A 23,730-nucleotide genomic window follows, 5' to 3' on the forward strand; every position below is an offset into this window, starting at 1 on the left:
CATCGTCCAAGGCGAATTCAGCGCTGCGCCTCTGTCGCCATCTTCAGCGCAAGTGCCGCCAGCACGGTGCCCATCATCCAGCGCTGGATGACCAGCCACAAAGGCCGTCCGGCGAGAAAGGTGGCGATCGAGCCGGCCGTCACCGCGATGACGGCATTGACGCTGAGACTGATCGAAATCTGCGTCGCGCCGAGCACCAGTAGCTGCGACAGGACGTGGCCTTTGCCGGGGCTGATGAACTGCGGCAACAGCGACAGATAGAGCACGGCCACCTTCGGATTGAGCAGATTCGTCATCAGGCCCATGGCGAAAAGCTTGCGCGGCCTGTCCCTCGGCAATTCGCGCACTTCGAACGGCGAGCGTCCGCCCGGCTTCACCGCCTGCCAGGCCAGCCACAGGAGATAGAGCACGCCGGCAAAGCGCAGCGCGTCATAGGCGTAGGGCACGGCGAGCAGCAGCGCGGTGATGCCGAACGCCGCCGCCAGCACATAGAAGACAAAGCCGAGTGCCACGCCGCCAAGCGAGATGAGCCCCGCCTTCGGCCCCTGCGACAGGGAACGCGAGATCAGATAGATCATGTTGGGGCCAGGCGTCAGCACCATGCCGAGGCAGACCAGCGCGAAGGCGAGATGATTGGCCGTTTCGGGCATCTGTTCTTCCCCAGCGCGCCGCGAATGGATGCACGATCCGGCAGGCGGCCAACATGTGCCTGTCCCGGCAGGCGCGCGCAAGTGCATGGCGGCGCCAGCCGTTGTTCCAGCTAGCCGCCGGTGCCTACGGATCAGCCGACGACGCGCAGGTTCGACAGTTCGTTGCCGATTTCCTTGAAATCGTTCGACAAGCTGGCGCCGGTGGCGTTCCAGAACAGTTTTGCCGGCTTGCTCGCGTCCGTTGGATCCTTGCGGAAGCGCGAGTTCGACGAGCAGGATTTCAGCGCCTCGATCGCCTGCTGGTCGGCGATTTTAGTCGTCGACAGATCGAGCGCCACAGTCATCACCATGATGTTGGCTGCCTTGGCGTTGTTGCAAAGCGTCGCCATCTGCTCGTTGAGCGCGTTGGTATAATTGCCGTTAGAATAATCGAATTGGCCAATGGTGCTCGATGTGCCCATGAACAGGCGGCCCACCGACGTGCCGTTGTAGCCGGGTTTGAGATAGCCGAAGGACGCATAGGTCGACTTCGAATCGGCGGGGTCGGAATAGCCGAGCGAGGAAGGCGTGTAGTAGGTGTTGGCGCCGTCGGTCAGCACGATCACGACCTTGTCGTTGCCCCTCTCGGTTTCCGGGCGTCCTTGCGTGAAGGGCTCGCCGCTCGAAACCACGCGCCATCCCCAGGCGATGCCTTCGGGAACATTGGTGCCGCCATCGGGCTTCATCAGGTCGATCGCGGCCTTGATCGCCGTGAGCCCAGTGGCAACGCTGACATCGGTCAGCGGCGTGATCGGGTTGGTGGAGCAGCTGTAGTTCGGCCCGTTGCCGGCGGCCAGCGCCGGCGCATTGATCGGCCGCGGCTGGAAATATTTGGCCATGTTGCGCAACCGGGATTGGCCGGTGCTGCTTGTCGGGTCGTCATTCCACCAGCTGTTGATAGCGCCATAGGCCGTCGGCGCGGCCTCATCCGGATCCTGAGTGATCTTCCAATGGTTGCCGGGTTCGTCAGGGGCGAACATCGGCACGAACATCGTCGCCGGATCGCCAATCCCTATGCCGGTGTTCGCAGAGCCGCCGGAAGGCGCCGCGTCGTTGACATTGTAGGGATAGGGCCTGGCCTCGACGCAACCCTGCCAACTGGCGAACGGGCCATAGGAATCGATGTAGTCGTATTCGTCGTGGTCGCGTTTGCAGGTGTTGTTCGAGTTGTATTCGTCGCAAACCACGCGCTTGCTGTTGGTGACACGCTCATGGTTGGTGACGACCTTCATGTCTCGGTAGAGCGAAAACCGGGTCAGCATCTGGCCTTCGCCGGTACCCCATCCGGTGCCGCGCTTGTACCAGATACCGTTGGTCTGCTGGGCGTATTTGTCGACCGCGTTCAGCGTCGACCAGTCGAAATTCTCGTTCGATACCGGCGACAGTCCTTCGGTGTCCATCCAGGACGCGTTACCGTTGCCGGGTCCGACATTGACCGAGGCGGCAAACGGCACGAGGCCGAACTGCACCGGCCTGTCGACCTGCTTGATCATCGCCGCCTGCTGGGCCAGCGTGTCGACCAGCTGTTTGGCCGCGGTCTTGAGAAGGTCGATCCGCGTTTGCCCCGAGCCCGTTCCGGTCTTGGTCATCGACCCGGAATTGTCGAGCACCAGGGCGACTTCAAGAGTGTTCTTCAGCCGCACTTCCGAGGAGACGTTGAAGCTGATCTTCTGGTTGGCGTCGGTTTCGGATTTGCCGACGAGCTGACCGAAGACCGGATAGAAATAGGGCTTGTAGTCAAGCCGCGCGCTCATCTTGAGCAAGCCCCCGCCGGCGGTGTTGCTTGGCAAGGTGACGCTGAGCGTCGTGTTGGCAGGGTTGATCTTGTTGAGGTTGGCATTGAAGAAATCGAGCGCATAGGCTCTCAACTGGTCGTCGGTAGCACCTTCCGTCAGCCGGCGCGCCGTGGCGAAGTTTGCGGCATCGAGCGCATTCGAAACCGCCTGTTTTTCGCGGCTCATCTCGGTGAAGTCGACGGCCATCGCCAGGGCGCCCATGAGCGGAACCATCGCGACGACGGTCATAAGAGCATAGTTGCCGCGTTGGTCGCGGCAGAACTGACGCCAAAGTCCATGCATGTCTTGCAGCGGCCCCCGCCGGCGGATTCTCGATCAATGCCAGCTTTCCACAAAACGCTGAAGGCCGTGTTTGGGAAATCGCTCGATTGCCGGGGCAGCGCTTCACCAACCGCTAACCAATCGTGCCTGGCGAAAGCTGATGACAGGCCGGGGCGGTTCGGCTAATCCGAACCGGCTGCGGCGAACCGTCGGTCGCGGCGATCGCAACGATCATGACTGAAGGAAACGGCATGGCGGATTCGCCTGAAATCATCAGCTCGCTCGAAGACGTGTCGAAGGCCTATTCGGCAATCCTGTGCGACGTCTGGGGCGTGGTGCACAATGGTGAAACGCATTTCCCGGCGGCGGCCTCGGCATTGGCAAGGGCTCGAGAGGCGAAAATCCCCGTCGTCCTCATCACCAATTCGCCGCGCAGAAGTGCCGATGTCGTGGCGCAGATGAACGCGATCGGTGTTCCACCGTCAGCCTACGACCGGGTGGTTACCTCAGGCGACGTGACGCGGGATCTGATCGCCGAAGGGCCGCGCAAGATTTTCCATATCGGCGCCGACCGGGACTTCACCCTCTATGAAGGTCTCGACGTCGAGCTTGTCGAGGAGTTCGAGGCGTCCGGCATCGTCTGCACCGGCCTGTTCGACGACGAGGTCGAAAACCCCGAGGATTACACGGAGCTCCTGCGGCGGCTGCGCGCCCGGAACCTGCCTTTCATCTGCGCAAATCCCGACATCGTGGTCGAGCGCGGCGAACGCATCATATGGTGTGCCGGCGCGCTGGCGCGTGACTACGCCCAGCTCGGCGGCCGCACATTGATCGCTGGAAAACCTTACGCGCCGATCTACAATCTCGCGATGAAAGAGGTCGCCGAGATTCTTGGCCAGCCGGTCGAGCGCGGCCAGGTGCTGGCCATCGGCGACGGCATGATGACCGATGTGAAGGGCGCCGCCGACAATGGCTTCGATGTTCTTTATGTCTCCGGCGGCATCCATGCCCGCGACTATGGCGATGCCCTGTACCCGGACCCGGCAAGACTGGCGGCGTTCCTGGAAAAGCATGGCTATGGTCCGGTGGCCGTCATTCCCAGACTTCGGTAGGTGACGATGGCAGCCTTCCAACGCATCCTGGCAACCGCGCCGCTTCCCGCCGACCTGCGCGGCGGCGTGGTGGCGATCGGCAATTTCGATGGCGTCCATCGCGGCCATCAGGCGGTGCTCGAGCGGGCCTCTGCCGAGGCCGGACGGCGTGGAGTGCCGGCCCTGGTGCTGACATTCGAACCGCATCCGCGCAAGATCTTCAGGCCTGATATCCCGTTGTTCGTGCTGACGCCGCCGCCGATGAAGGCGAGGCTCCTGTCGCTGCTGGGCTTTGCCGCGCTGGTCGAACAGCCGTTCACGCGCGACTTCGCCTCGCTGTCGGCGGAAGCGTTCGTGACGGATGTGCTGGAAACGAACCTTGGCATTACCCACGCCGTGACCGGGTTCGATTTCCACTTCGGCAAGGATCGTCAAGGCGGCCCGGCCTACCTGATGGCGGCCGGCGAACGTCATGGCTTCGGCGTCACGCTCGTCGACGCCTTCCGGGACGAGGGCGCCGAGGTGGTGTCGTCCAGCCGCATCCGCGGATTGCTGGGCGAGGGCGAGGTGGCTGAAGCCGCCGGTCTGCTCGGCTACCGCTTCACCGTCGAAAGCGAGGTGGTCGGCGGACAGCAGCTTGGCCGCACCCTTGGCTTTCCAACCGCGAATATGAGGCTGTCGGCTGAAGCCGCACTCAAGGAGGGCATCTATGCCGTCCGCTTCCGCCGCGCCGACGGCACGCTTCACGACGGCGTCGCCAGCTTCGGCCGTCGCCCGACGGTCGACGACAATGGCGCGCCGCTGCTTGAAACCTTCGTCTTCGACTTCTCCGAAGACCTCTATGGCGAGGTCTGTCAGGTTTCCTTCTTCGGTTTCCTGCGCCCGGAGGTGAAGTTCGAAGGGCTCGATGCGCTGGTCGCGCAGATGAAGCGCGATGAAGCCGAGGCACGCGCGCTGCTTGCCGGCGTCAAGCCGCTCTCCGATCTCGACGCGGCCATGGCTTTTTGAGTCCAGGCGTGATCCCGGCTATTTTTTCAGCGCGAGGCCGACGGCGATGAAGGTCCAGCCCTGGAAGATCAGATCGATCGCAAGGAACAGACCGAGCACCCACAGGCTGTTGACCGGCCAGCCCATGGCGATGATCAGACCTGCAAGGGCGCTGATGACACCGGCGGCGACGATCCAGCCCCAGCCGCGTTCCGGCCGATGGCTGTAGCCGACCCAGGCCCTGAGCACCCCTGACGCGACCAGCGCGATCGCCAGCAGGAACGTCAGCACCGCCGAGGCAAGCAACGGATTGCCGAAAGCGAAGAAGCCGGCAACGGCGTACAGCAGTCCGCTGAGCAGCCAGTAGAAGAAGCGGCTCCAGGTCTTGACGCCGAACGCATGCACGATCTCGATGATGCCCGCCATCAGCATCAGCCATCCCACGACGTAGACGGAAGCCACCGTGGCGACGAACAGATTGGCAAAGGCAATGCCGCCGAAGATGAGCAGCAGCACACCGAGCGCGACAAACCATCCCCATTTTGTCCGTGTCTGTTCGATCGCGATTTTCAAGGCGTCGCCATGCAGGGTCATTGTCGCGGTCTCCATCGAGGGCTGCGGAATACTGCGAATGGAAGGTAATCCGGGCGCGGGCCAACGTCCAGTCGATGACCGGCAGCCGGATCGCGGCAAAGCGCGAGCGTATGTCTCGGGTTTAAATCAAATTTTACCAAACGGCCGTCAAAGCTGTCGTCGGTAACCGTGTGTGTTGTGTTAGTGGAGTGGCCATGAGTCCGGTCGGAAGAATCTCTCTGGTGTTGGCCGCTGCGATGCTGGGTGGCGCGGGCGTTGCCAATGCGGGCGAGGGCAGCTGGCTGTCCGGCGACTGGTATCTGACCGTTGGCGCCACTGGCATGGTGGCGCCGAATTTCGAGGGCGGCAAGAAGTACCTGCTCAGCGCCTCGCCGATCATTTCGCTGGGCAAGGCCGGACCTGCCGCCCGCTTTGTCTCGCGCAACGACAACATCTCGCTGGCGCTGGTCGATGATGGCGGTGTCCGCGCCGGCCTGACCGGCAAGTTCCTGTTTTCCCGCGACGATGACAACGCCGATGAGCTGAAGGGCCTCGATCCGGTGCGCTGGGGCGGCGAAGTCGGCGGCTTCTTCGAATTCTATCCGACGGACTGGCTGCGCGCCCGCGCCGAGCTGCGCCACGGCATTCGCGCCCACAACGGCTTTGTCGCCGACATCGCCGCCGACGCCTTTTACGACGTGACGCCGACCGTCAGGATTTCGGGAGGACCGCGTGTTTCCTTCGCCTCAGGCAACTATTTCGACGCCTATTATGGCGTCAACGCGCAGGAAGCGGTGGCCTCGGGCTTGAGCGAATACCATCCCGGTGGCGGGTTGAAATCGACCGGCCTCGGCGGCGCTATCACCTGGAAGGTGACCGAGCCGATGACTGCCAGCCTGTTTGGCGAATATTCGCGCCTGATGGGACCGGCGGCCGATTCCAGCCTGGTCAAGGAGCGTGGCGACCGCAACCAGTTTATGATTGGCGTGTCGACCACCTACCGCTTCGATTTCACGATGTAGGTGAATCGAACGAGAGACGCTTTATTCCTGCGTCTATCTCCGCTAAAAGCCCACCAATGACGAGCTTTTCGCGCCTTCGCGTGCTGACGATACGAATTACCGGCCCGGTGTTCCGGGCGGCCTGAGGGTCGCCGGAACCGCCGGGAATTCTGCGCGCGGCCTCTCGCGCTTTTTCCAGATCATCAGGCATGTCGCCCAAAAGTGGCCCCGGTTTTGGGAAAACGACATGCGCAAAAGTATAGTTCAACGCCCGAGCTCTTTTGCCGCCGGGCAATGCACATGGCAGACCAATGACCGATACAACTGAAACGATCGACTATTCCAAGACGCTTTACCTGCCGCGGACGGATTTCCCGATGCGTGCCGGCTTGCCGGAGAAGGAGCCGCTGCTGGTCAAGCGCTGGCAGGACATGGACCTCTACCGCAAGCTGCGCGAGAGCGCTGCCGGCCGCACGAAATACGTGCTGCATGACGGCCCGCCCTACGCCAACGGCAACATCCATATCGGCCATGCGCTGAACAAGATCCTCAAGGACGTCATCACCCGCTCGTTCCAGATGCGCGGTTACGACTCGAACTATGTGCCCGGCTGGGACTGTCACGGCCTGCCGATCGAATGGAAGATCGAGGAGCAGTACCGCGCCAAGGGCAAGAACAAGGACGAGGTGCCGGTCAACGAATTCCGCAAGGAATGCCGTGAGTTCGCCGCAGGTTGGATCACGGTGCAGGGGGCCGAGTTCCAGCGCCTCGGCGTCATCGGCGACTTCGAGAATCCCTATACGACGATGGCTTTCCATGCCGAGTCGCGGATCGCCGGCGAGCTTTTGAAATTCGCCATGTCGGGCCAGCTCTACCGCGGCTCCAAGCCGGTGATGTGGAGCGTGGTCGAGCGTACGGCGCTGGCCGAGGCCGAGATCGAGTACCACGACTATGAGAGCGACACGATCTGGGTGAAGTTTCCGATCCAGTCTGCTGATGGGGATACGATTTTACACGTCGAGGACGAAGGTGGTGAGCGAACTGGCAGGAAAATTGTCGTAAAGCCGCCGCACAGTTTGTCCCATGCTTCAGTTGTCATCTGGACGACAACGCCTTGGACGATCCCGGGTAACCGGGCGGTAGCCTATTCGCCACGCATTGCCTACGGACTTTACGAGATCGTGGCAGCCGAAAATGACTTTGGCCCTCAGCCCGGTGAGAAGCTGGTCTTTGCCGACGCGCTTGCCGATGAAAGCGCAGCCAAAGCCAAGGTGAATTTTAAGCGACTTCGCACCGTGACAAGCGAGGAACTTGCCAACGTAACGTTAGATCATCCGTTTTTTGCGTTAAACGGAGGGTATCATTTCGATGTGCCCATGCTCGTCGGCGACCATGTCACCGACGATGCCGGCACCGGCTTCGTCCACACCGCGCCCGGTCACGGCCGCGAGGACTTTGACGCCTGGATGGACGCGGCGGTGGATCTGCGCGCACGCGGCATCGATCCCGGCATCCCGTTCACCGTCGACGATGGCGGCTTCTTCACCAAGGACGCGCCGGGGTTCGGCCCCGACCGCGAGGGTGGACCGGCACGCGTCATCGATGACAATGGCAAGAAGGGCAACGCCAACCAGGCCGTCATCGACGAGTTGATCAAACGCAACGCGCTGTTCGCGCGTGGCCGGCTGAAGCACAGCTACCCTCACTCCTGGCGGTCCAAGAAACCGATCATCTTCCGCAACACGCCGCAATGGTTCGTCTACATGGACAAGGACCTCGGCGATGGCTCGACGTTGCGCAGCCGGGCGCTCAAGGCCATCGACGACACCCGCTTCGTGCCCGCCGCAGGCCAGAACCGCATCCGCGCCATGATCGAGGAGCGCCCGGACTGGGTGCTGTCGCGCCAGCGCGCCTGGGGCGTGCCGATCGCCGTGTTCGCCGATGCCGACGGCAATGTGCTGAAGGACGAGGCGGTCAACCAGCGCATCATGGACGCCTTCGAGCAGGAAGGCGCCGACGCCTGGTTCGCGGCTGATGCCAAGGAGCGTTTCCTTGGCAATCACGACGCTTCGAAGTGGAAGCAGGTGATGGACATCCTCGACGTCTGGTTCGATTCGGGCTCGACGCATGCCTTCACGCTGGAGGATCGTCCTGACCTGAAATGGCCAGCCGACGTCTATCTCGAAGGCTCCGACCAGCATCGCGGCTGGTTCCATTCGTCGCTGCTGGAGAGCTGCGGCACCAGGGGCAGGGCGCCTTACGACACCGTCGTCACCCATGGCTTCACCATGGACGAGGATGGCCGCAAGATGTCGAAGTCGCTCGGCAACACCGTCGTGCCGCAGGACGTCATCAAGCAGTCGGGCGCCGACATACTGCGTCTGTGGGTGGTGACGACCGACTACTGGGAGGACCAGCGGCTCGGCAAGAACGTGCTGCAGACCAACATCGACGCCTACCGCAAGCTGCGCAACACCATCCGCTGGATGCTGGGTACGCTTGCCCATGACGATGGCGAAGAGGTGCCGATGGAGAAAATGCCGGAGCTGGAGCGGCTGATGCTGCACCGGCTGGCCGAGCTCGATGAGGTCGTGCGTTCGGGCTACGACGCCTTTGAATTCAAGCGCATCACCCGCATGCTGCTCGATTTCATGGTGGTCGAGCTGTCGGCGTTCTATTTCGACATCCGCAAGGATGCGCTCTACTGCGACGCGCCGTCGAGCCTGAAGCGCAAGGCTTCGGTGCAGGTGGTGCGCCATCTCTTCGATTGCCTGGTGAAATGGCTGGCGCCGATGCTGCCTTTCACCACGGAGGAGGCCTGGCTTGACCGTCATCCCGACGCCGTCTCGGTGCATCTCGACCAGTTCCCGCAAATCCCGGCGGACTGGAAGAACGAGGCGCTGGCGGAAAAGTGGCGCCAGGTGCGGCAAGTGCGGCGCGTCGTCACCGGCGCGCTGGAGATCGCGCGCGCCCAGAAGGTGATCGGATCGTCGCTGGAAGCGGTGCCGGTCGTCACAATCAACGACGCAGCGCTCGAAGCGGCGATTTCAGATGTCGACATGGCCGAGATGGCGATCACCAGCGATCTGGTCATCGCTCATGGCGAGGCACCGGCTGGTGCCTTCGCGATCGACGACGTCAAGGGTGTCGCCGTGGTGGTCGAGAAGGCCGAGGATCGTGGCCTGTTAAAATGTGCACGCTCCTGGCGCTACACCGCCGATGTCGGCCAGGATCCGGAATTCCCGGATGTTTCGGCTAGGGATGCGGCGGTGCTGCATGAATTGAAGACGCTTGGCCGACTTTAACGGTTAGTCGGCTGGATCGGTGCACAAATGCCACGCCGGGCGGGCGAAAACCGCCCGCGCGTTGCCCTTAACGAGTGGTTGAGGTAAACACGCGAAACTCCGGAAGACAAATTGTCGCCGGATTTCCGTCGCAAGTGCTTGGACGATGGGGACCGGCCACAAGGCCGGCGGCAATCGAGAGGCTGTCTAGAGTGGGACTTTTTGGCATGACCGAGAGATATAACGCGCGCTTGGCGCTGCTGGCGCCGCTTGTCGCGTCGGGCCTCGCTTTGTCCGGCTGCATGGGCTCTCCGACCTACGGCACCGACAAGACCGCCGGCGAACAGCTGGCCGGCGATATTTCAGGTGCCTTTTCATTCGCGCCGAAGCGCAAGGAACAGATCGACTACAAGCCGCGTCCGACGCTTGTGAAGCCGGCGCCAGGCCAGAAGGAAGCGCTGCCGGCCCCGCAGGACAGCATCGAGACGGCGAGCGCCGAATGGCCCGAATCGCCCGAGCAGCGCCGCGCCCGCCTGCGCGCCGACGCCACCGCCCATCAGAACGACCCGGCTTACCAGTCGGAGATCGTCGACGACGTGCAGACCGATCCGGCCTCGGTGAAGAGGGCAATGGCGGAATCAGGCTCGAGCCACCCGCCGGCATGGACACCGGCCGATTCCGACAAGGGTCGCGCCGCCGAGATCCAGCGCCGCCTTGCCGACAGCAAGCAGGGCGATCCGAACACCCGCAAATATCTGAGCGAGCCTCCAGTGCAGTATCGTGTCGCGGCCGGCACGGCGCCGCAGAACGAGCTTGGCGAGGACGAGTACAAGAAGGAACGCCGTCTCAAGAAAGAGGCGGAAGGCAAGAAGGGCAGCGGCTGGTTCGACTGGATGCCGTCCCTGTAAAAACCGCTTCTTTCTTATTTCTTGCCGAAGGGCGCCCGGCTCAGCCGCGCCGTTCCCGGAAAAATCCTTTGAGCAACAAGGCCGCCTCGGTCTCGCCCATGCCTGGATAGATGTCGGGCCTGTGGTGGCAGGTTGGCGATGCGAAGAAGCGCACGCCATTGACCACCGCGCCGCCCTTGTCGTCGGCGGCACCGAAATAAAGCCGGCGCAGCCGGGCGAAGGAAATTGCGCCGGCGCACATGGCGCAAGGTTCCAGCGTCACATAGAGATCATGGCCGGTCAGCCGCTCGGCCGACAGTTTGCGGCAAGCTTCGCGGATGACCAGCATCTCGGCATGCGCGGTCGGGTCGGCAAGTTCGCGTGTGCGGTTGCCGGCGCTGGCGACAACACCAGCGCCATTGGCGATGACGGCGCCGACCGGCACTTCGCCTCGCAAGGCGGCAGCCTCGGCCGCCTTCAGCGCCAGCGCCATGAAATCGGGCCGCTTCACGCGATTTCCACTCTGATTATCTCCTCGCCACCTGACGGTGATCCTGTTATGGAGCGCAGGACCTCGAAAATCGGGACTCGGTTTTCGAAAATGATCATGCGCCACATCAAAAGTGCTACAGCGTTCGTTGCGCGCCCGAAAGGATGCGCCACGCTGTAGCAGCGCAAACGGATAAAGGCCACATGGACGACAACGACAAGAAATTCCGACCCAGGAAGGGTCCGGCCAAGAGTGGGCCGAAAGCCGCGGGACCGCGCAGCCGTGATGGCGCCGCCGGCAAGGGCGGCAAGCCGTCCTTTGGCGCCAAGAAGCCTTACGCACCGCGTGGCGATCGGCCGATGGCCGCCGATGGCGAGCGGCCGAAGCGCGATTTCAAGGGCGGCGACAAGCCTTTCAGCAAAGGCCCGCGACCCGAAGGGAAGCCTTTTGAGAAGCGCGAAGGGCCGCGCAAGCCCTACGCACCGCGCGGCGACCGCCCGATGGCCGCCGAAGGCGAGCGCAAGCCCTATGAAAAGCGCGAGGGGCCGCGCAAGCCTTATGCGCCCCGTGGAGATCGCCCGGTGGCCGCCGAAGGCGAGCGCAAGCCCTATGAAAAGCGCGAGGGGCCGCGCAAGCCTTATGCCCCCCGAGGCGATCGCCCGGCTGCGGCGGCAGCGGGCGGCGAAAAGCGTTTCGACCGTCCCAAGCGTGATTTCAGTGACCGCGCGCCGCGCGACGCCGGCGATCGCCCGAAGCGTGACTTCGCCGACCGCCCCAAGCGCGATTTCAGCGACCGCCCCAAGCGCGACTTTGGCGATCGGCCGCAAGGCGCATCGGGTGGCAGCTTCAAGCCACGCCCGCGTCCCGCCGAGGGCGCGGAAGAGGCAGGCGAGCGCATCGCCAAGCGGCTGGCGCGCGCCGGCCTGGCCTCGCGCCGCGATGCCGAGGAGCTGATCGCCGCCGGCCGCGTCAAGGTCAATGGCCGCGCCCTGACTTCACCGGCCTTCAACGTCATGCCTGATGACATCATCCATCTCGACGGCATGGAAATCCCGCCGATCGAGCGCACCCGGCTGTTCCTGTTCCACAAGCCGGCCGGCGTCGTCACCACCAACCGCGATCCCGAGGGCCGCAAGACCGTCTTCGACGTGCTGCCGGCTGAATTGCCGCGGCTGATGACCATCGGCCGGCTCGACATCAACACCGAAGGCCTGCTGCTGCTCACCAATGATGGCGGCCTGTCGCGCGTGCTCGAACTGCCGGCCACCGGCTGGCTGCGTCGCTACCGGGTGCGCGTCCACGGCAAGGTCGAGGAAAGCGCGCTTGCGGGCCTGCGTGAAGGCATTGCCGTCGACGGCGTGTTCTACGGTGCCATCGAAGCGACGCTCGACCGTGAGCAAGGCACCAATGCCTGGCTGACGATCGGTCTGCGCGAGGGCAAGAACCGCGAAGTCAGGAACATTCTCGGCTCGCTCGGCCTCGACGTTACGCGGCTGATCCGCATCTCCTACGGGCCATTCCAGCTCGATGACCTCGCCGAGGGCCATGTGCTGGAGATCAAGGGGCGCGTGCTGCGTGACCAGCTCGGCGAGCGCCTGGTCGAGGAATCCGGCGCCAATTTCGACGCCGATGTCACCAAGCCGTTTTCCAACAAGCCGGTGCGGCGCACCGAAGTTCGCGAGCCGGAGCCGGAGCGGCCGAAATTCACCCGCGACGGTGAGCGCCGCCCGATCGGCGAGGGCGGTTTGATCAAGAACCGCAAGCGCCGCGAAGGCAGCCGCGACGAGGCTCTGGGCAAGCTGTCGACAAGTCCCGACAGAAGCGCAGAGAAGAGTTTTGGCGAACGCGGCCCGCGTCCCGAACGCAGCTTTGGCGACAAGCCACGCGGCAGTTTTGGCGACAAACCGCGCGGCGGCTTCGGTGACAAGCCACGTGGTGGCAAAAAGTCCGAGCGCGAGCAGCGGCCGATCGAGCCGCCCGGCCAGCGCAAGGCCAATGTCTGGATGGCACCGGGCGCGCGGCCGATCGGCAAGGGCAGGGCCGACGCCGATGCCGCCAAAGCAGCTGAAGCCAAGGCGCGCAAGGCATCGTTCAAGCCGACCTATGGCAAACCGGCCGGTGCCAAGCCGTTCGGCAAGCCGAGAGGCGAACGTCCGGGCGGGGCCGGCGGCGGTGAGCGTCCGCGCAATGGTCCCCGAGGCCCCAAAGCGAGATGAGAATCGTCGGTGGTGAGTTTCGCGGGCGTCCGCTGGCGGCGCCCCGTTCGAGCGCCATCCGTCCGACGACCGATCGCACCCGCGAGGCGGTCTTCAACGTGCTGGCGCATCGCTTTGCCGCGCAGTTGGACGGTGCGCGCGTGCTCGATCTGTTCGCCGGCACCGGTGCGCTGGGGCTTGAGGCGCTGTCGCGCGGTGCCTCCTATGGCGTCTTCATCGAGGAATCGGCCGAAGGCCGTGGCCTGATCCGCGACAATGTCGAGGCCTTCGGCCTGACCGGCCGCACCAAGATCTTCCGCCGCGATGCCACCGGCCTTGGCGAAGCGGGCACGCTGGCGCCGTTCGGCCTCGTCTTTGCCGACCCGCCCTATGGCAAGGGTCTTGGCGAGCGCGCCTTGCAGTCGGCGAAAGCCGGCGGCTGGCTTCGCCCTGGCGCGCTGTGCGTGGTCGAGGAGGCGGCAGTGGCGCCCTTCGAGCCGGGCCCCGGTTTTTCGGTGCTGGACGAGCGCAACTATGGCGAGACCGTTATCCGCTTTATCGAAGCGGCCTGATACGCCTTCGCGATTGGCGGTTCCTCTCCCCCAATCCTTCATTGGGGGAGAGGTGGCCGCGCAGCGGCCGGAGAGGGGGTCGGTTGTGCGAAACTGTAGTCTTCGACGGCTTTCGAGACGGTCAGGCCAGCTTTTCCTCGGCTCGTCGGCGCAGACCCCCTCTCCGTCTCGGCTTCGCCGAGCCACCTCTCCCCCGCTTCATGGGGGCGAGGAACCGAGCACCGCCTCTAAAATGACCAACAATTAACTTTGCTTGTCGCCAATACCTTGCCTATCGTCTGCAGACAGAACCGGAGCCGTTGATGACATCCAGGATTGAATGGCTGCGGGGAACGCTGTTGGCGACCTCTTTGGCTTTTGTCATGACCAGCCCGGTGCTGGCCGAGAGCCCCGTCTTGCCCAACACGGTTCCGGCCGAGTTCAAGGTCACGGATTTCCTGCTCGACAACGGCATGGAGGTGGTCGTCATTCCCGACCACCGTGCGCCGATCGTCACCCACATGGTCTGGTACAAGATCGGCAGCGCCGACGAGCCGCCCGGCAAATCCGGCATTGCGCATTTCTTCGAACATCTGATGTTCAAGGCAACGACCAACCATGCGGCGGGCGAGTTCGACCGCGCCATCTCCGATATCGGCGGCTCCAACAACGCCTTCACCTCTTACGACTACACCGCCTTCCACGAGACAGTGGCGCCGTCGGCGCTCGAGCTGATGATGAGCTTCGAGGCTGATCGCATGCGCAATCTCATTCTCACCGACGATGTCATCAAGACCGAGCGCGATGTCATCCTCGAGGAGCGCCGCTCGCGCATCGACAACAGCCCCGAGGCCGTGCTGGACGAGGAGGTCGATGCGACGCTGTGGCAGAACCAGCCCTATCGCATCCCGGTCATCGGCTGGATGCAGGAGATGCAGCAGCTGAACCGCGCCGACGCTGTTGCCTTCTATGACAAATATTACCGGCCCAACAACGCGGTGCTGATCGTCGCCGGCGATGTCGAACCGGACACGGTGCGGGCGCTGGCCGAAAAGACCTATGGCAAGGTGGCACGCGGCCCCGATCTGCCGCCGCGCATCCGTCCGGTCGAGCCGGAGCAGAACACCAAGCGCACGGTGACGCTCGCCGATGCCCGCGTCAGCGTGCCGAGCTTTTCCACCCAATGGGTGGTGCCGTCCTATCACACCGGCAAGCCGGGCGAGGCGGAAGCGCTCGACCTCCTGGCGGAGATTCTTGGCGGCGGCAATCGCAGTCGGCTCTACCAGGCGCTCGTCGTCCAGCAAGGTATCGCATCCAGCGCCGGCGCCTTTTTCCAGGGCACCATGCTCGACGACACCAACTTTACCGTCTATGGCGCGCCGCGCGGCGATGCGAAGATTTCCGACGTCGAAGCGGCGGTCGATGCCGAAGTGGTGCGCATCGTCAAGGATGGCGTCACGCCATCGGAGCTGGAAAAGGCCAAGGACCGCTATGTCAGGTCGATGATCTTTGCCCGCGACAAGCAGGATTCCATGGCCAACATCTACGGCTCGACGCTGGCCACCGGCGGCAATGTGCAGGACGTCCAGCAGTGGACGGACCGCATCCGCAAGGTCACGACAGACGAGGTCAAGGCCGTCGCCGCGCGCTATCTCGTGCTCGCACGGTCGACCACCGGCTATCTCTTGCCGCAGCAACAGGCGGGGAATTGATTTGATGACGAGCACGAACGCGGTACGCGCACCCCTCACCACCCTTTTCCTCTCCATCCTCTTCCTCATCCTGCCGGCACTCACCGCGCGGGCCATGGACATCCAGTCCGTCACCTCGCCAAAGGGCATCACCGCCTGGCTGGTCGAGGACTATTCCGTGCCGGTCGTCGCCATCCGCTTCGTCTTCGGCGGCGGCTCGACGCAGGATCCGGTCGGCAAGGAGGGACTGGCCAATCTGATGACCGGCCTGTTCGACGAAGGCGCCGGCCCGCTCGACAGCGAAGACTTCCAGATCAAGCTCGACGATGCCGGCGCCGAGATGAGCTTCGACGAGAGCCGCGACGGCATCTACGGCTCGATGCGCATGCTGGCCGAGCAGCGCGACCAGGCCTTCGACCTGTTGCGGCTGGCGGTCAACGAGCCGCGCTTCGACCAGCTGCCGATCGACCGCATCCGCGCCCAGATCCTGTCCGGCATCATCGCCGGCGAGAATGATCCCGACACGGTGGCGCAGAACAAATGGGCGCGGGCGCTTTATGGCGATCATCCCTATTCCCGCTCCGACCAGGGCACCAAGGAAAGCATCGCCACCATCACGCCCGACGATCTCAAAGCCCTGCACAAAGCGGTGTTCGCGCGCGGCGGCCTGCGTGTCGCCGTTGTCGGCGCCATCGACGCGGAGACGCTGAAGAAGAAGCTCGACATGGTGTTCGGCGACCTGCCGCAAAACCAGGCGCTGAGGCCAGTGGCCGATATCGACCCAAAGCTGGCGCAGCATATCGAGGTCGATTACGACCTGCCGCAGACCTCCCTACAGCTCGCTTTTCCCGGCGTGGAGCGCAAGGCGGCGGATTTCTTCCCCGCCGTTCTGATGAACGAGATCCTCGGCGGCGGCACCTTCACCTCGCGCCTGTTCCAGGAAGTGCGCGAAAAGCGCGGGCTGGCCTACAGCGTCAACTCCTCGCTCATCAACCAGGACCACGCCAACGCGCTGATCGTCAGCACCGGCACCCGCTCCGACCGTGCGTCCGAAACGCTCGGCATCATCCGCGACGTGGTCAAGCGACTGGCCGAAGAAGGCCCGACCGAAGCGGAACTGGCGGCGACCAAGAAATACATGATCGGCGCCTACGCCATCAACAATCTGGACTCGTCCAGCGCCATCGCCTCGACGCTGGTCGAACTGCAGCTCGACGATCTCGGCATCGACTATATGCAGAGCCGCACCGGTTACATCAACGCGGTGACGCTCGACCAGGTCAAGGCGGCGGCGAGGAAGCTGCTGACCACCGAGCCGACCATCATGGTCATCGGCCCGAAACTGGCCGGAGCCGGCAAGGGATGAGCCCGACCTTCGGCATAGCCTTCGGCGGCGGTGGCGCGCGCGGGCTGGCACATATCCATGTCATCGAGGCGCTGGACGAACTGGGCATCAGACCGGTGGCGGTTGCCGGCTCGTCGATCGGCGCCATCATGGGCGCCGGCATGGCATCAGGCATGACCGGCAAGGACATCCACGACTATGCCCGCTCGATCCTCGGCCGCCGCGCCCAAGTGGCGAGCCGCATGTGGCGGGCGCGGCCGGGCACCATCGCCGAAGCCATGCAGGTCCGCGTCAGCCAGTTCAATGTCGAGCGCATCCTGAAAGCCTTTCTGCCCGAGGCCATTCCCGAAACCTTCGCCGAGCTGAAAATCCCGCTCAAGGTGACGGCAACCGACTATTTCGGCCACAAGCTGGCTGTCTTCGAAGACGGCGACCTGCACTCGGCGCTGGCGGCCTCGGCGGCCATCCCCGCCGTGTTCCGGCCGGTGACGCGCGACGGCAGGCTGCTGATTGACGGCGGCATCTACAACCCCGTGCCGTTCGACCTGATCGAAAACGACGCCGACATCATCATCGGCGTCGACGTCGTCGGCGCGCCGGAAGAGGCCGACCGCAAACAGCCGACCTCCGTCGACCTGATGTTCGGCGCCACGCAATTGATGATGCAGTCGATCACCGCCAACAAGCTGAGACAATGCCGCCCCGACATCCTGGTCCGCCCTGCGGTCTCAAGATACCGCGTCCTCGATTTCCTGAAGATCGACGCCTTGATGAACGAGACGGTGGACATCAAGGACGAGCTGAAGCGGCAGGTGGAGAAGGTGGTTGAGGCGAGGAATAGTGCCGCCATCAAGAGGAGGCGGGGGAAGCAGGTCGGGTGAGGATGCATCTTCCCCATTCGATCTGAAAGGCTCCAACCGATTCACGACTTTGCCACCACAGGCGCATACTCCAGCGCCACAACGCCGTTGCTGAACGGCGTGGCCGAAATCAGTTCGAGCCGGACCGGCTCGCCGGCTGGGAACAGCGGTTTACCCCGGCCGACGGTGCCTGGATAGCTGAGCAGCCTGAGGCGATCGACCAGGCCGTGGCGCAGCAATTCCTGCGCGACGCTGAGGCTGCCATGCACATAGATGTTGCCGCCGCTGCCTTGCTTCAGCGTCCTGACCGCTTCCGGCAGGGGGTCTTTCAGCAATTCGGCCGGCTTCCAGTCGAGCGCCTTCAGGCTGGCCGAAGCGACATATTTCGGCAGCGCGTTGAACCGGTCGGCAAAATCTCCGGTTTCCGTGGGCCAGGAGCCGGCAAAGATCTCATAGGTCGAGCGCCCCAAAAGCATGGCGCCGCTATCGGCAAGCTCGTCTTCCTTGAACCTGTTCATCTCGTCGTTCCAGGTCACGCTGGGCAGCTTCTCGACCTCGGCAATGCCATCGACGCTGATGAATTCGGTGACGATGAGTTTTGGCATGGCGCTCTCCCTTTTCCGTCAGAGGACGAACCGCGCAGGCCCTTTGCTACACTCCATGAGAAAATACCGCGGCGGTTTGTTTCTTCGGCCGATGCCAGAAGTAAGTCTTCGCTAACCGTCGTCACCCGATAATCCGCAACGTTCTCAGTAGCGGATCATCTCAAAGTGCGCACCTTTGTCAGCTGCTTTGACCGCTTTCTTTACACATTGCTCGACATACTGCTGATCCATAGCCCAACCAACCAGCAACCCATTCTCCAAATGAACTCGATCCGAGGCTGGCCGATGGGGAGGCTGGAAGCGTGCAAATTCGACAAACGAACCGTTCTTCTTCATCACAAAAACATCGAGCACCCATTCGGGACGCACTTCCTCATACTCTGGCACCTCAAGTGGTTTGCCGATAGGAGACCGGACCACGTAGGTCTTTTCCCCTGGGTTGAACCAACTCAGATGAAGATCCTGCCCGTAGTACCGCAAGAAGAACGATCGCCCGGAATTGTGGTATCCACCTTCCTCGTCAACCATCCATGCCCTGAACATGAGATTGCCGATCTTTCTAAACCCGTCTCTGTCAAGGAAGGCGACTTCGAAGCCCCCGCCCCACGAATCTCGGATTCCTGTTCCGATTTTAAGCTGCAGAACCATGGCCCGCGCTGCGAAACGGAGCATGATTGCCCGGGCAACTAAGCCGTCCGCTCGCTCCTGATTTGGTAAAAGGTCGGGGTGCGCTTGCAAATACGCAAAGAAGTCTGATGCGCCGCTACCAAGGAGATAGATCCGCTTGTTGCCCAGCTCAAACCCGCGTGTACGGACGCAGAACGGGTAGACTGCTTCAGCCGATATCAGCAGCGCAACCAGCTCGGTATTTGCGCCACACGTGTCAAGAATTTCTAGGATTATCTCGGGGTCGCGCAAATCAGACTCATCTAGTGGTAACGCATCATCGATTTCGCGGATCATCCGATCTACTTCTGCGCGCTCTCCGGCCCAAGCAAGCATTAGATACGGTCGGACTATTATTAGTTTCTGAGCAAGGCCGGCAGCGTGGTCCCCTCCTAGTCCGGGGTAGACTCCCTCCCGATGCTGGGTCGGCAAATCAACCGCGGATGGGATCCGCCACGAGACGAGTAAGTCACCGATGAATGCAGGTAGCCCTCCCACACTCAGACCTGCAACAAGTGTCATCGTTCAGCGCCTCCATACCCTTGGGCAAACCAGCAACGAGGGTCGTCGGCCTTCAAACCCCACGTTGGCGCTCAGGCTTTAAGCACTAAGACAGAGGACTACGAACGTTGACAGCGTGCCCCATAGCATTTTTAGATGCTCTGGCGAGACGTTGAAATTCGGTGAATGGACGTAGCGATTCAGTGTATCCATCGAGATGAGTTTTTCACCATGCTTGAGTTTATTTATCTCCCCGAGGTACTTCTTATCTAGTTTGCCGTTAGCATACATATCTTCTGCAACCTTCGCCGCTTTTTGGGCCAGCTTGTCGTTCTCATGGACTGAAGTCAGTGATTTTTCCTTGATATAATTGTCGATAGAGAGTTCAAGCAGAACGCGAAGCAGTACTGAGATTGCATTGGGGTGATCGGAGAGCTTCAGCTTAAACTGCAGTTCTTCCCAAATTTCACGATGGCGCTGGAGGTGTGCAGCCCACGTCACCCCATAGTTCACTTGAGGGATGAGATGCGGCCAAGGTGCGGATTTGGCCGGACTAGGTTTCTGAGGTGCCGGGTGCGTTGATATCGACACCGAGGCTTGAACTGGCTTGGACTTTGGCGCCACTGTCGGCAGTACGCCTTCACGGTCGAGGTCATCTATATATTCGAGCTTAGCCTCCGTGTCCCAGATGTCGTCGAGGGTAATGGTTCGAGCGGCGAGATCGTTGGCGACGCGCTGCAGGGCACGGAGCGTCGCCTGCTCTTCGCGGATGAACTCTAGTTTTCCCTTACGAACCGAAATTCCCAACCGATTGCGCAATGATTCGGACGAGAGTAGGCGGTTCATATTGGATCGAGGAATCTTCCTGCTAGGCAGCATTTTCGCCGACCTTAGCTTTGCCTCGATCTCATCGGCGACATGAAGCCCATTACTCTTCCCTGTTCGGATGACGAAATTGTTTTTCATCCGATCGTTCCAATTGCTTTGCCCTATGCCGCCTTGAACGCCGATGTGGCGGCGGAAGAGGATGTCATCTACGCGGTCGCGGTCAGTCTCGACCCGGCACTCGATCTTATCGGGGAACTTACCTTTCCACTGCTTGCGCAACTCCGTGAAGAACTGTTGCAATTCCACGGTCGGTGCGCGGCGCGGCGTGGATAGTAGTTTCAGGCAGGTAGTACGTCGGTTGCCGTCGGCAACAACGAATTTGTCGCCGTCGGGGAATACGAGCGGTGGCTCAAAAACCTCGCCCTTGGCGGCTAGATCCTTCGCCAAATTGCGCATGTGTTGTTCTTGCGACGCGAAGAGTTGCGCGATAGCAGCGGTTTCGTTTTCAAGCTCTCCATGTCGATCGTTCGCACGGTTCACGACCAGCGCACTGAGTGCGATCCTTCGAATAGACATTTACCCCTCCGCCGCACGTTTTCTGCTCGCTCAGCACAGGATACCCCGGCGCCCATCACTTATGCTATGGGTTCCTCGAAGAATTATACAGTGTCAGAGACAGCCGGGAAGCAATACTCGTGATGCATTCTAAAACAATTGATGAGGAATTCTCCAAGCCGAGGCGGGCGCGCTCGGCGTCGCTTGTCCGATACATCTTGCAGTCGGACTACCATCCATTTATCGGCCGCATCTACGGCCTCAGCATCGTCAATATGAATTTCGACAGCTGGGAGGAGGTAAACAAGCATCCCGACTGCAAGTATGCTCTCGAAACGAACGAATATCTACATGCTTTGGCAGCGCGCGTTGAATCACTAAATCTTGTTGGTGACCTATTTTGGCCAGAACCGCTTCCAACGAATTTTCGTGACTTTCCCGTATCTCGTTATGAATGGCTTACGATCGCGCTTGACGTATTTCTTGTACGCTATGTCTCAGTCGTTGACTGCGCGCTTCTCCTCACGAATCAGGTCTTCCAATGCGGCGTTAAGGTCAGAAATTGTACAAGCGAGGCGTTGCGCAAGAAAGGCGTCGTCCCGGATGTGGCCGCCATCTTAGACGACATGCTCGTTGATCAAGGGCGACTGAGAACTGAGCGGAATTTTCGGGTGCATCAGGGCGTAGAACGCGACTTTACGCAAGACGATCAGACGTTTCGGATGGCTGCGCTGTTCGAGCATCGGTTTCAAGGTATAAAAGGCGAGGACCAGTTTGGTCGGCGTATCAATGTCACGCGGTTCTTTAAGGAAGCCCTTGTTGAACTCCAGCGCGATTTCAATCGCGCAACGCGGCGCCTCGTTCGTTTGCTCGATAGTCTCTATGATCAACTTTGGGAGGAGTTTGAGAAACGTTTCGGGCCACTGATTCTGGCCGCCACTCACGGCTTCAATGCCGGGGCGAAAAATAAACGCCAAACAGCAATTCGAGAAGGGCCGTCGAAGGTTTAGATAAGGTAGTAACCCAAGTCTAGCTTGCCTTCACTAGCCCGCCCCTCTCAGTCCTTAGCCCGCTCCACATACGCCCCGTCAGCCGTCATCACCACCACGCGGGTGCCCGGCGCGATGTGCGGCGGCACCAGGGTGCGCACGCCGTTGGACAGCACGGCGGGCTTGTAGGACGACGAGGCCGTCTGTCCCTTGGTCGTGGGCTCGGTTTCCACCACTTCGAAGGTGGCGCGCTGCGGCAGCACCAGGGAAATCGCAATGCCGTTGAACTGTGACACCTGCACGGCCATGCCTTCCAGCAGGTAGGGCGCCATGTCGCCGACCACGGCTTCCGATACCGCCACCTGGTCGTAGCTTTCCGGGTTCATGAAATGAAAGCCTTCGCCGTCGCGATAGAGGAACGTGTGCTCGCGCTCTTCCACATAGGCGCGCTCCACCTGTTCAGTGGTGCGGTAGCGCTCAGAAACCTTCACCCCGTCGCCGATGCGGCGCATGTCGAGCTGCGTCACCGGCGTGCCCTTGCCTGGGTGGATGTTTTCGGCAAAGAGGATCACATAAAGCTTGCCGTCCCTGTCGACGACATTGCCTTTGCGGAGCGAACTGGCGATGACTTTCACCACGGTTTTAAATCCTGCAAGAAGAGTTGACTGGCGTTTGCCGGCTTGTGCGGCGCTGGAAGGGGGCCTAGCGCATCTTGGCCGCCGCCGCCAGCCCCCTTCCACCATGATCTGAGCCCCATGACCGAAGCTTCGCCCTGGTGGACGCCGCATGTCCACGCCGACCGCCGCCCGCGGCTGATGCTGCGCAATGGCATCGCCGCCAGCCTGCGCGACTGGTTCGCCGCCCATGATTTCGTCGAGGTGCAGACGGCGGCCCTGCAGGTCTCACCCGGCAACGAGGCGCATCTGGCGGCTTTCGCCACGGAAGCGGTCGGGCCGGACGGTGCAAGGACGCCGCTCTATCTCCACACCTCGCCGGAATTCGCCTGCAAGAAGCTGCTCGCCGCCGGTGAAGTCAGGATTTTCAGCTTCGGTCCGGTCTACCGCAACCGTGAGCGCGGCCCCTTGCACCATCCCGAATTCACCATGCTCGAATGGTATCGGGTGGGCGAGGCCTATGAGAGCCTGATGCTGGATTGCGCGGCCTTTCTGGCGCTGGCCGCGACAAGGGCAGGGGCGACTCTTTTCTCTTTCCGGGGCCGCGACTGCGATCCGTTTGCCGAGCCCGAACGGCTGACGGTGGCGGACGCCTTCACCCACTATTCCGGCATCGACCTGCTGGCCACGGTCGCCGCCGACGGCAGCACCGATCGCGACGCGCTGTATGCGGCGTTGACCCAGGCCGGCCTGCGCACTGCGCCCGACGACAGCTGGGCCGATTTGTTCAGCCGGGTGATGGTGGAAAAAATCGAGCCGTTGCTCGGGCAGGGGCGCGCGACCATCCTGTGCGAATATCCGCTGGCCGAGGCGGCATTGGCGCGGCCGAGCCCGAACGACTCGCGCGTCGCCGAGCGTTTCGAGCTCTATTGCTGCGGCGTCGAACTCGCCAACGGCTTTGGCGAACTGACCGACGCCGACGAGCAGCGCCGGCGTTTCGTCATCGAGATGGATGAGAAACAGCGCATCTATGGCGAGCGCTATCCGCTGGACGAGGATTTTCTTGCCGCCCTTGCCATCATGCCGCTGGCCAGCGGAATCGCGCTCGGCTTCGACCGGCTGGCGATGCTGGCAACCGGCGCGCAAAAGATCGAGGACGTGATCTGGACGCCGGTCGCCTGAGGCGCGGAAAGATCTGGCCTATTCGATTCCAGGGATCAAGACTGGACCGTGACCCCGAACCAAGAGACCACATGATCGGTACGGGATTT

Annotated in this window: 21 protein-coding genes; 12 read left to right on the forward strand and 9 right to left on the reverse strand. The window is 62.2% G+C overall.

Features of this window, described 5'->3' with window-relative positions; all coding sequences use genetic code 11:
* Window positions 1-17: 17 nt before the first annotated feature.
* On the reverse strand, window positions 18-650 hold the full coding sequence (locus NKI66_RS22340) for a LysE family translocator (RefSeq protein WP_023813536.1): 633 nt from the start codon (window positions 648-650) through the stop codon (window positions 18-20).
* A 131-nt stretch (window positions 651-781) separates the two neighbouring features.
* Window positions 782-2,767 carry a TadE/TadG family type IV pilus assembly protein gene (locus NKI66_RS22345; RefSeq protein ID WP_023813537.1) on the reverse strand — a complete coding sequence of 662 codons (1,986 nt, stop codon included), beginning with the start codon at window positions 2,765-2,767 and terminating at the stop codon, window positions 782-784.
* Window positions 2,768-2,997: 230 nt separating this feature from the next.
* Between NKI66_RS22345 and NKI66_RS22350 the strand changes: the two genes are divergently transcribed.
* A complete protein-coding gene (locus tag NKI66_RS22350; protein ID WP_023813538.1) occupies window positions 2,998-3,858 on the forward strand; it encodes a TIGR01459 family HAD-type hydrolase in 861 nt (286 codons plus the stop codon).
* A gap of 6 nt (window positions 3,859-3,864) precedes the next feature.
* On the forward strand, window positions 3,865-4,845 hold the full coding sequence (locus NKI66_RS22355; protein ID WP_023813539.1) for a bifunctional riboflavin kinase/FAD synthetase: 981 nt from the start codon (window positions 3,865-3,867) through the stop codon (window positions 4,843-4,845).
* An 18-nt stretch (window positions 4,846-4,863) separates the two neighbouring features.
* Here the strand turns inward: NKI66_RS22355 and NKI66_RS22360 are convergent, their stop codons facing one another.
* Complete coding sequence (locus tag NKI66_RS22360) at window positions 4,864-5,418, reverse strand: HdeD family acid-resistance protein (RefSeq protein WP_023813540.1); 555 nt, start codon at window positions 5,416-5,418, stop codon at window positions 4,864-4,866.
* 194 nt (window positions 5,419-5,612) lie between these two features.
* On the opposite strand from NKI66_RS22360, the gene NKI66_RS22365 reads away from it, so the two are divergent.
* A complete protein-coding gene (locus NKI66_RS22365) occupies window positions 5,613-6,419 on the forward strand; it encodes a MipA/OmpV family protein (RefSeq protein ID WP_023813541.1) in 807 nt (268 codons plus the stop codon).
* Here the strand turns inward: NKI66_RS22365 and NKI66_RS22370 are convergent.
* Window positions 6,409-6,666 carry a hypothetical protein gene (locus NKI66_RS22370; RefSeq protein ID WP_127257956.1) on the reverse strand — a complete coding sequence of 86 codons (258 nt, stop codon included), beginning with the start codon at window positions 6,664-6,666 and terminating at the stop codon, window positions 6,409-6,411. The two genes, NKI66_RS22365 and NKI66_RS22370, sit on opposite strands and share 11 nt — an antisense overlap.
* Before the next feature lie 43 nt (window positions 6,667-6,709).
* On the opposite strand from NKI66_RS22370, the gene ileS reads away from it, so the two are divergent.
* Together ileS and NKI66_RS22380 are read left to right on the forward strand one after the other, a co-directional pair.
* Window positions 6,710-9,703, forward strand: coding sequence for an isoleucine--tRNA ligase (gene ileS / locus NKI66_RS22375; RefSeq protein WP_352752980.1), 2,994 nt, complete (start codon window positions 6,710-6,712; stop codon window positions 9,701-9,703).
* A gap of 206 nt (window positions 9,704-9,909) precedes the next feature.
* Window positions 9,910-10,590 carry a hypothetical protein gene (locus NKI66_RS22380; RefSeq protein WP_023813543.1) on the forward strand — a complete coding sequence of 227 codons (681 nt, stop codon included), beginning with the start codon at window positions 9,910-9,912 and terminating at the stop codon, window positions 10,588-10,590.
* A 40-nt stretch (window positions 10,591-10,630) separates the two neighbouring features.
* On the opposite strand, the gene NKI66_RS22385 is transcribed toward NKI66_RS22380, so the two are convergent.
* Complete coding sequence (locus tag NKI66_RS22385; protein ID WP_352752982.1) at window positions 10,631-11,080, reverse strand: nucleoside deaminase; 450 nt, start codon at window positions 11,078-11,080, stop codon at window positions 10,631-10,633.
* 182 nt (window positions 11,081-11,262) lie between these two features.
* Between NKI66_RS22385 and NKI66_RS22390 the strand changes: the two genes are divergently transcribed.
* The 5 genes from NKI66_RS22390 (at window position 11,263) to NKI66_RS22410 (ending at window position 17,722) form a co-directional block, all read left to right on the forward strand.
* Window positions 11,263-13,275, forward strand: coding sequence for a pseudouridine synthase (locus NKI66_RS22390; protein ID WP_352461310.1), 2,013 nt, complete (start codon window positions 11,263-11,265; stop codon window positions 13,273-13,275).
* Complete coding sequence (gene rsmD, locus NKI66_RS22395) at window positions 13,272-13,826, forward strand: 16S rRNA (guanine(966)-N(2))-methyltransferase RsmD (RefSeq protein WP_352752984.1); 555 nt, start codon at window positions 13,272-13,274, stop codon at window positions 13,824-13,826. The genes NKI66_RS22390 and rsmD overlap by 4 nt, the downstream gene beginning before the upstream one ends.
* Window positions 13,827-14,128: 302 nt before the next feature.
* Window positions 14,129-15,517 carry a M16 family metallopeptidase gene (locus NKI66_RS22400; RefSeq protein WP_352442467.1) on the forward strand — a complete coding sequence of 463 codons (1,389 nt, stop codon included), beginning with the start codon at window positions 14,129-14,131 and terminating at the stop codon, window positions 15,515-15,517.
* 4 nt (window positions 15,518-15,521) lie between these two features.
* Window positions 15,522-16,862 carry a M16 family metallopeptidase gene (locus NKI66_RS22405; protein ID WP_352752986.1) on the forward strand — a complete coding sequence of 447 codons (1,341 nt, stop codon included), beginning with the start codon at window positions 15,522-15,524 and terminating at the stop codon, window positions 16,860-16,862.
* Window positions 16,859-17,722 (forward strand): patatin-like phospholipase family protein, encoded by an 864-nt coding sequence (locus tag NKI66_RS22410; RefSeq protein ID WP_352752988.1) that lies wholly within the window; start codon window positions 16,859-16,861, stop codon window positions 17,720-17,722. Before NKI66_RS22405 ends, NKI66_RS22410 begins: the two co-directional genes overlap by 4 nt.
* A 41-nt stretch (window positions 17,723-17,763) precedes the next feature.
* On the opposite strand, the gene NKI66_RS22415 is transcribed toward NKI66_RS22410, so the two are convergent.
* From NKI66_RS22415 to NKI66_RS22425, 3 genes are all read right to left on the reverse strand, one after another.
* On the reverse strand, window positions 17,764-18,306 hold the full coding sequence (locus tag NKI66_RS22415; protein WP_352752990.1) for a dihydrofolate reductase family protein: 543 nt from the start codon (window positions 18,304-18,306) through the stop codon (window positions 17,764-17,766).
* 144 nt (window positions 18,307-18,450) lie between these two features.
* Window positions 18,451-19,269: a hypothetical protein gene (locus tag NKI66_RS22420; protein ID WP_352752992.1), complete on the reverse strand. Its 819-nt coding sequence runs from the start codon at window positions 19,267-19,269 to the stop codon at window positions 18,451-18,453.
* A gap of 303 nt (window positions 19,270-19,572) precedes the next feature.
* Window positions 19,573-20,877, reverse strand: coding sequence for a hypothetical protein (locus NKI66_RS22425; RefSeq protein WP_352752994.1), 1,305 nt, complete (start codon window positions 20,875-20,877; stop codon window positions 19,573-19,575).
* A 122-nt stretch (window positions 20,878-20,999) separates the two neighbouring features.
* Here NKI66_RS22425 and NKI66_RS22430 point away from each other — a divergent pair, with 122 nt between their 5' ends.
* Window positions 21,000-21,866: a hypothetical protein gene (locus NKI66_RS22430; protein ID WP_352752996.1), complete on the forward strand. Its 867-nt coding sequence runs from the start codon at window positions 21,000-21,002 to the stop codon at window positions 21,864-21,866.
* 47 nt (window positions 21,867-21,913) lie between these two features.
* Here NKI66_RS22430 and efp read toward each other — a convergent pair whose 3' ends face one another.
* Entirely contained in the window at window positions 21,914-22,483 is a 570-nt protein-coding gene (efp, locus tag NKI66_RS22435; RefSeq protein WP_128304774.1) for an elongation factor P, read from the reverse strand.
* Window positions 22,484-22,600: 117 nt separating this feature from the next.
* Here efp and epmA point away from each other — a divergent pair, with 117 nt between their 5' ends.
* Window positions 22,601-23,641 (forward strand): EF-P lysine aminoacylase EpmA, encoded by a 1,041-nt coding sequence (gene epmA / locus NKI66_RS22440; protein ID WP_352752999.1) that lies wholly within the window; start codon window positions 22,601-22,603, stop codon window positions 23,639-23,641.
* The last annotated feature ends 89 nt before the right edge of the window (window positions 23,642-23,730 follow it).

Origin of the sequence: Mesorhizobium sp. M0518 (genome assembly GCF_040321125.1) — a bacterium.
In the GTDB taxonomy this organism is placed as follows: domain Bacteria; phylum Pseudomonadota; class Alphaproteobacteria; order Rhizobiales; family Rhizobiaceae; genus Mesorhizobium.

Bases quoted from the DNA above. Each gene is read 5' to 3' on its own strand.
- NKI66_RS22340 (WP_023813536.1), bottom strand. From the start codon at position 650: ATGCCCGAAACGGCCAATCATCTCGCCTTCGCGCTGGTCTGCCTCGGC.
- NKI66_RS22345 (WP_023813537.1), bottom strand. From the start codon at position 2,767: ATGCATGGACTTTGGCGTCAGTTCTGCCGCGACCAACGCGGCAACTAT.
- NKI66_RS22350 (WP_023813538.1), top strand. From the start codon at position 2,998: ATGGCGGATTCGCCTGAAATCATCAGCTCGCTCGAAGACGTGTCGAAG.
- NKI66_RS22355 (WP_023813539.1), top strand. From the start codon at position 3,865: ATGGCAGCCTTCCAACGCATCCTGGCAACCGCGCCGCTTCCCGCCGAC.
- NKI66_RS22360 (WP_023813540.1), bottom strand. From the start codon at position 5,418: ATGACCCTGCATGGCGACGCCTTGAAAATCGCGATCGAACAGACACGG.
- NKI66_RS22365 (WP_023813541.1), top strand. From the start codon at position 5,613: ATGAGTCCGGTCGGAAGAATCTCTCTGGTGTTGGCCGCTGCGATGCTG.
- ileS (WP_352752980.1), top strand. From the start codon at position 6,710: ATGACCGATACAACTGAAACGATCGACTATTCCAAGACGCTTTACCTG.
- NKI66_RS22380 (WP_023813543.1), top strand. From the start codon at position 9,910: ATGACCGAGAGATATAACGCGCGCTTGGCGCTGCTGGCGCCGCTTGTC.
- NKI66_RS22390 (WP_352461310.1), top strand. From the start codon at position 11,263: ATGGACGACAACGACAAGAAATTCCGACCCAGGAAGGGTCCGGCCAAG.
- rsmD (WP_352752984.1), top strand. From the start codon at position 13,272: ATGAGAATCGTCGGTGGTGAGTTTCGCGGGCGTCCGCTGGCGGCGCCC.
- NKI66_RS22400 (WP_352442467.1), top strand. From the start codon at position 14,129: ATGACATCCAGGATTGAATGGCTGCGGGGAACGCTGTTGGCGACCTCT.
- NKI66_RS22405 (WP_352752986.1), top strand. From the start codon at position 15,522: ATGACGAGCACGAACGCGGTACGCGCACCCCTCACCACCCTTTTCCTC.
- NKI66_RS22410 (WP_352752988.1), top strand. From the start codon at position 16,859: ATGAGCCCGACCTTCGGCATAGCCTTCGGCGGCGGTGGCGCGCGCGGG.
- NKI66_RS22415 (WP_352752990.1), bottom strand. From the start codon at position 18,306: ATGCCAAAACTCATCGTCACCGAATTCATCAGCGTCGATGGCATTGCC.
- NKI66_RS22420 (WP_352752992.1), bottom strand. From the start codon at position 19,269: ATGATCCGCGAAATCGATGATGCGTTACCACTAGATGAGTCTGATTTG.
- NKI66_RS22425 (WP_352752994.1), bottom strand. From the start codon at position 20,877: ATGTCTATTCGAAGGATCGCACTCAGTGCGCTGGTCGTGAACCGTGCG.
- NKI66_RS22430 (WP_352752996.1), top strand. From the start codon at position 21,000: ATGCATTCTAAAACAATTGATGAGGAATTCTCCAAGCCGAGGCGGGCG.
- epmA (WP_352752999.1), top strand. From the start codon at position 22,601: ATGACCGAAGCTTCGCCCTGGTGGACGCCGCATGTCCACGCCGACCGC.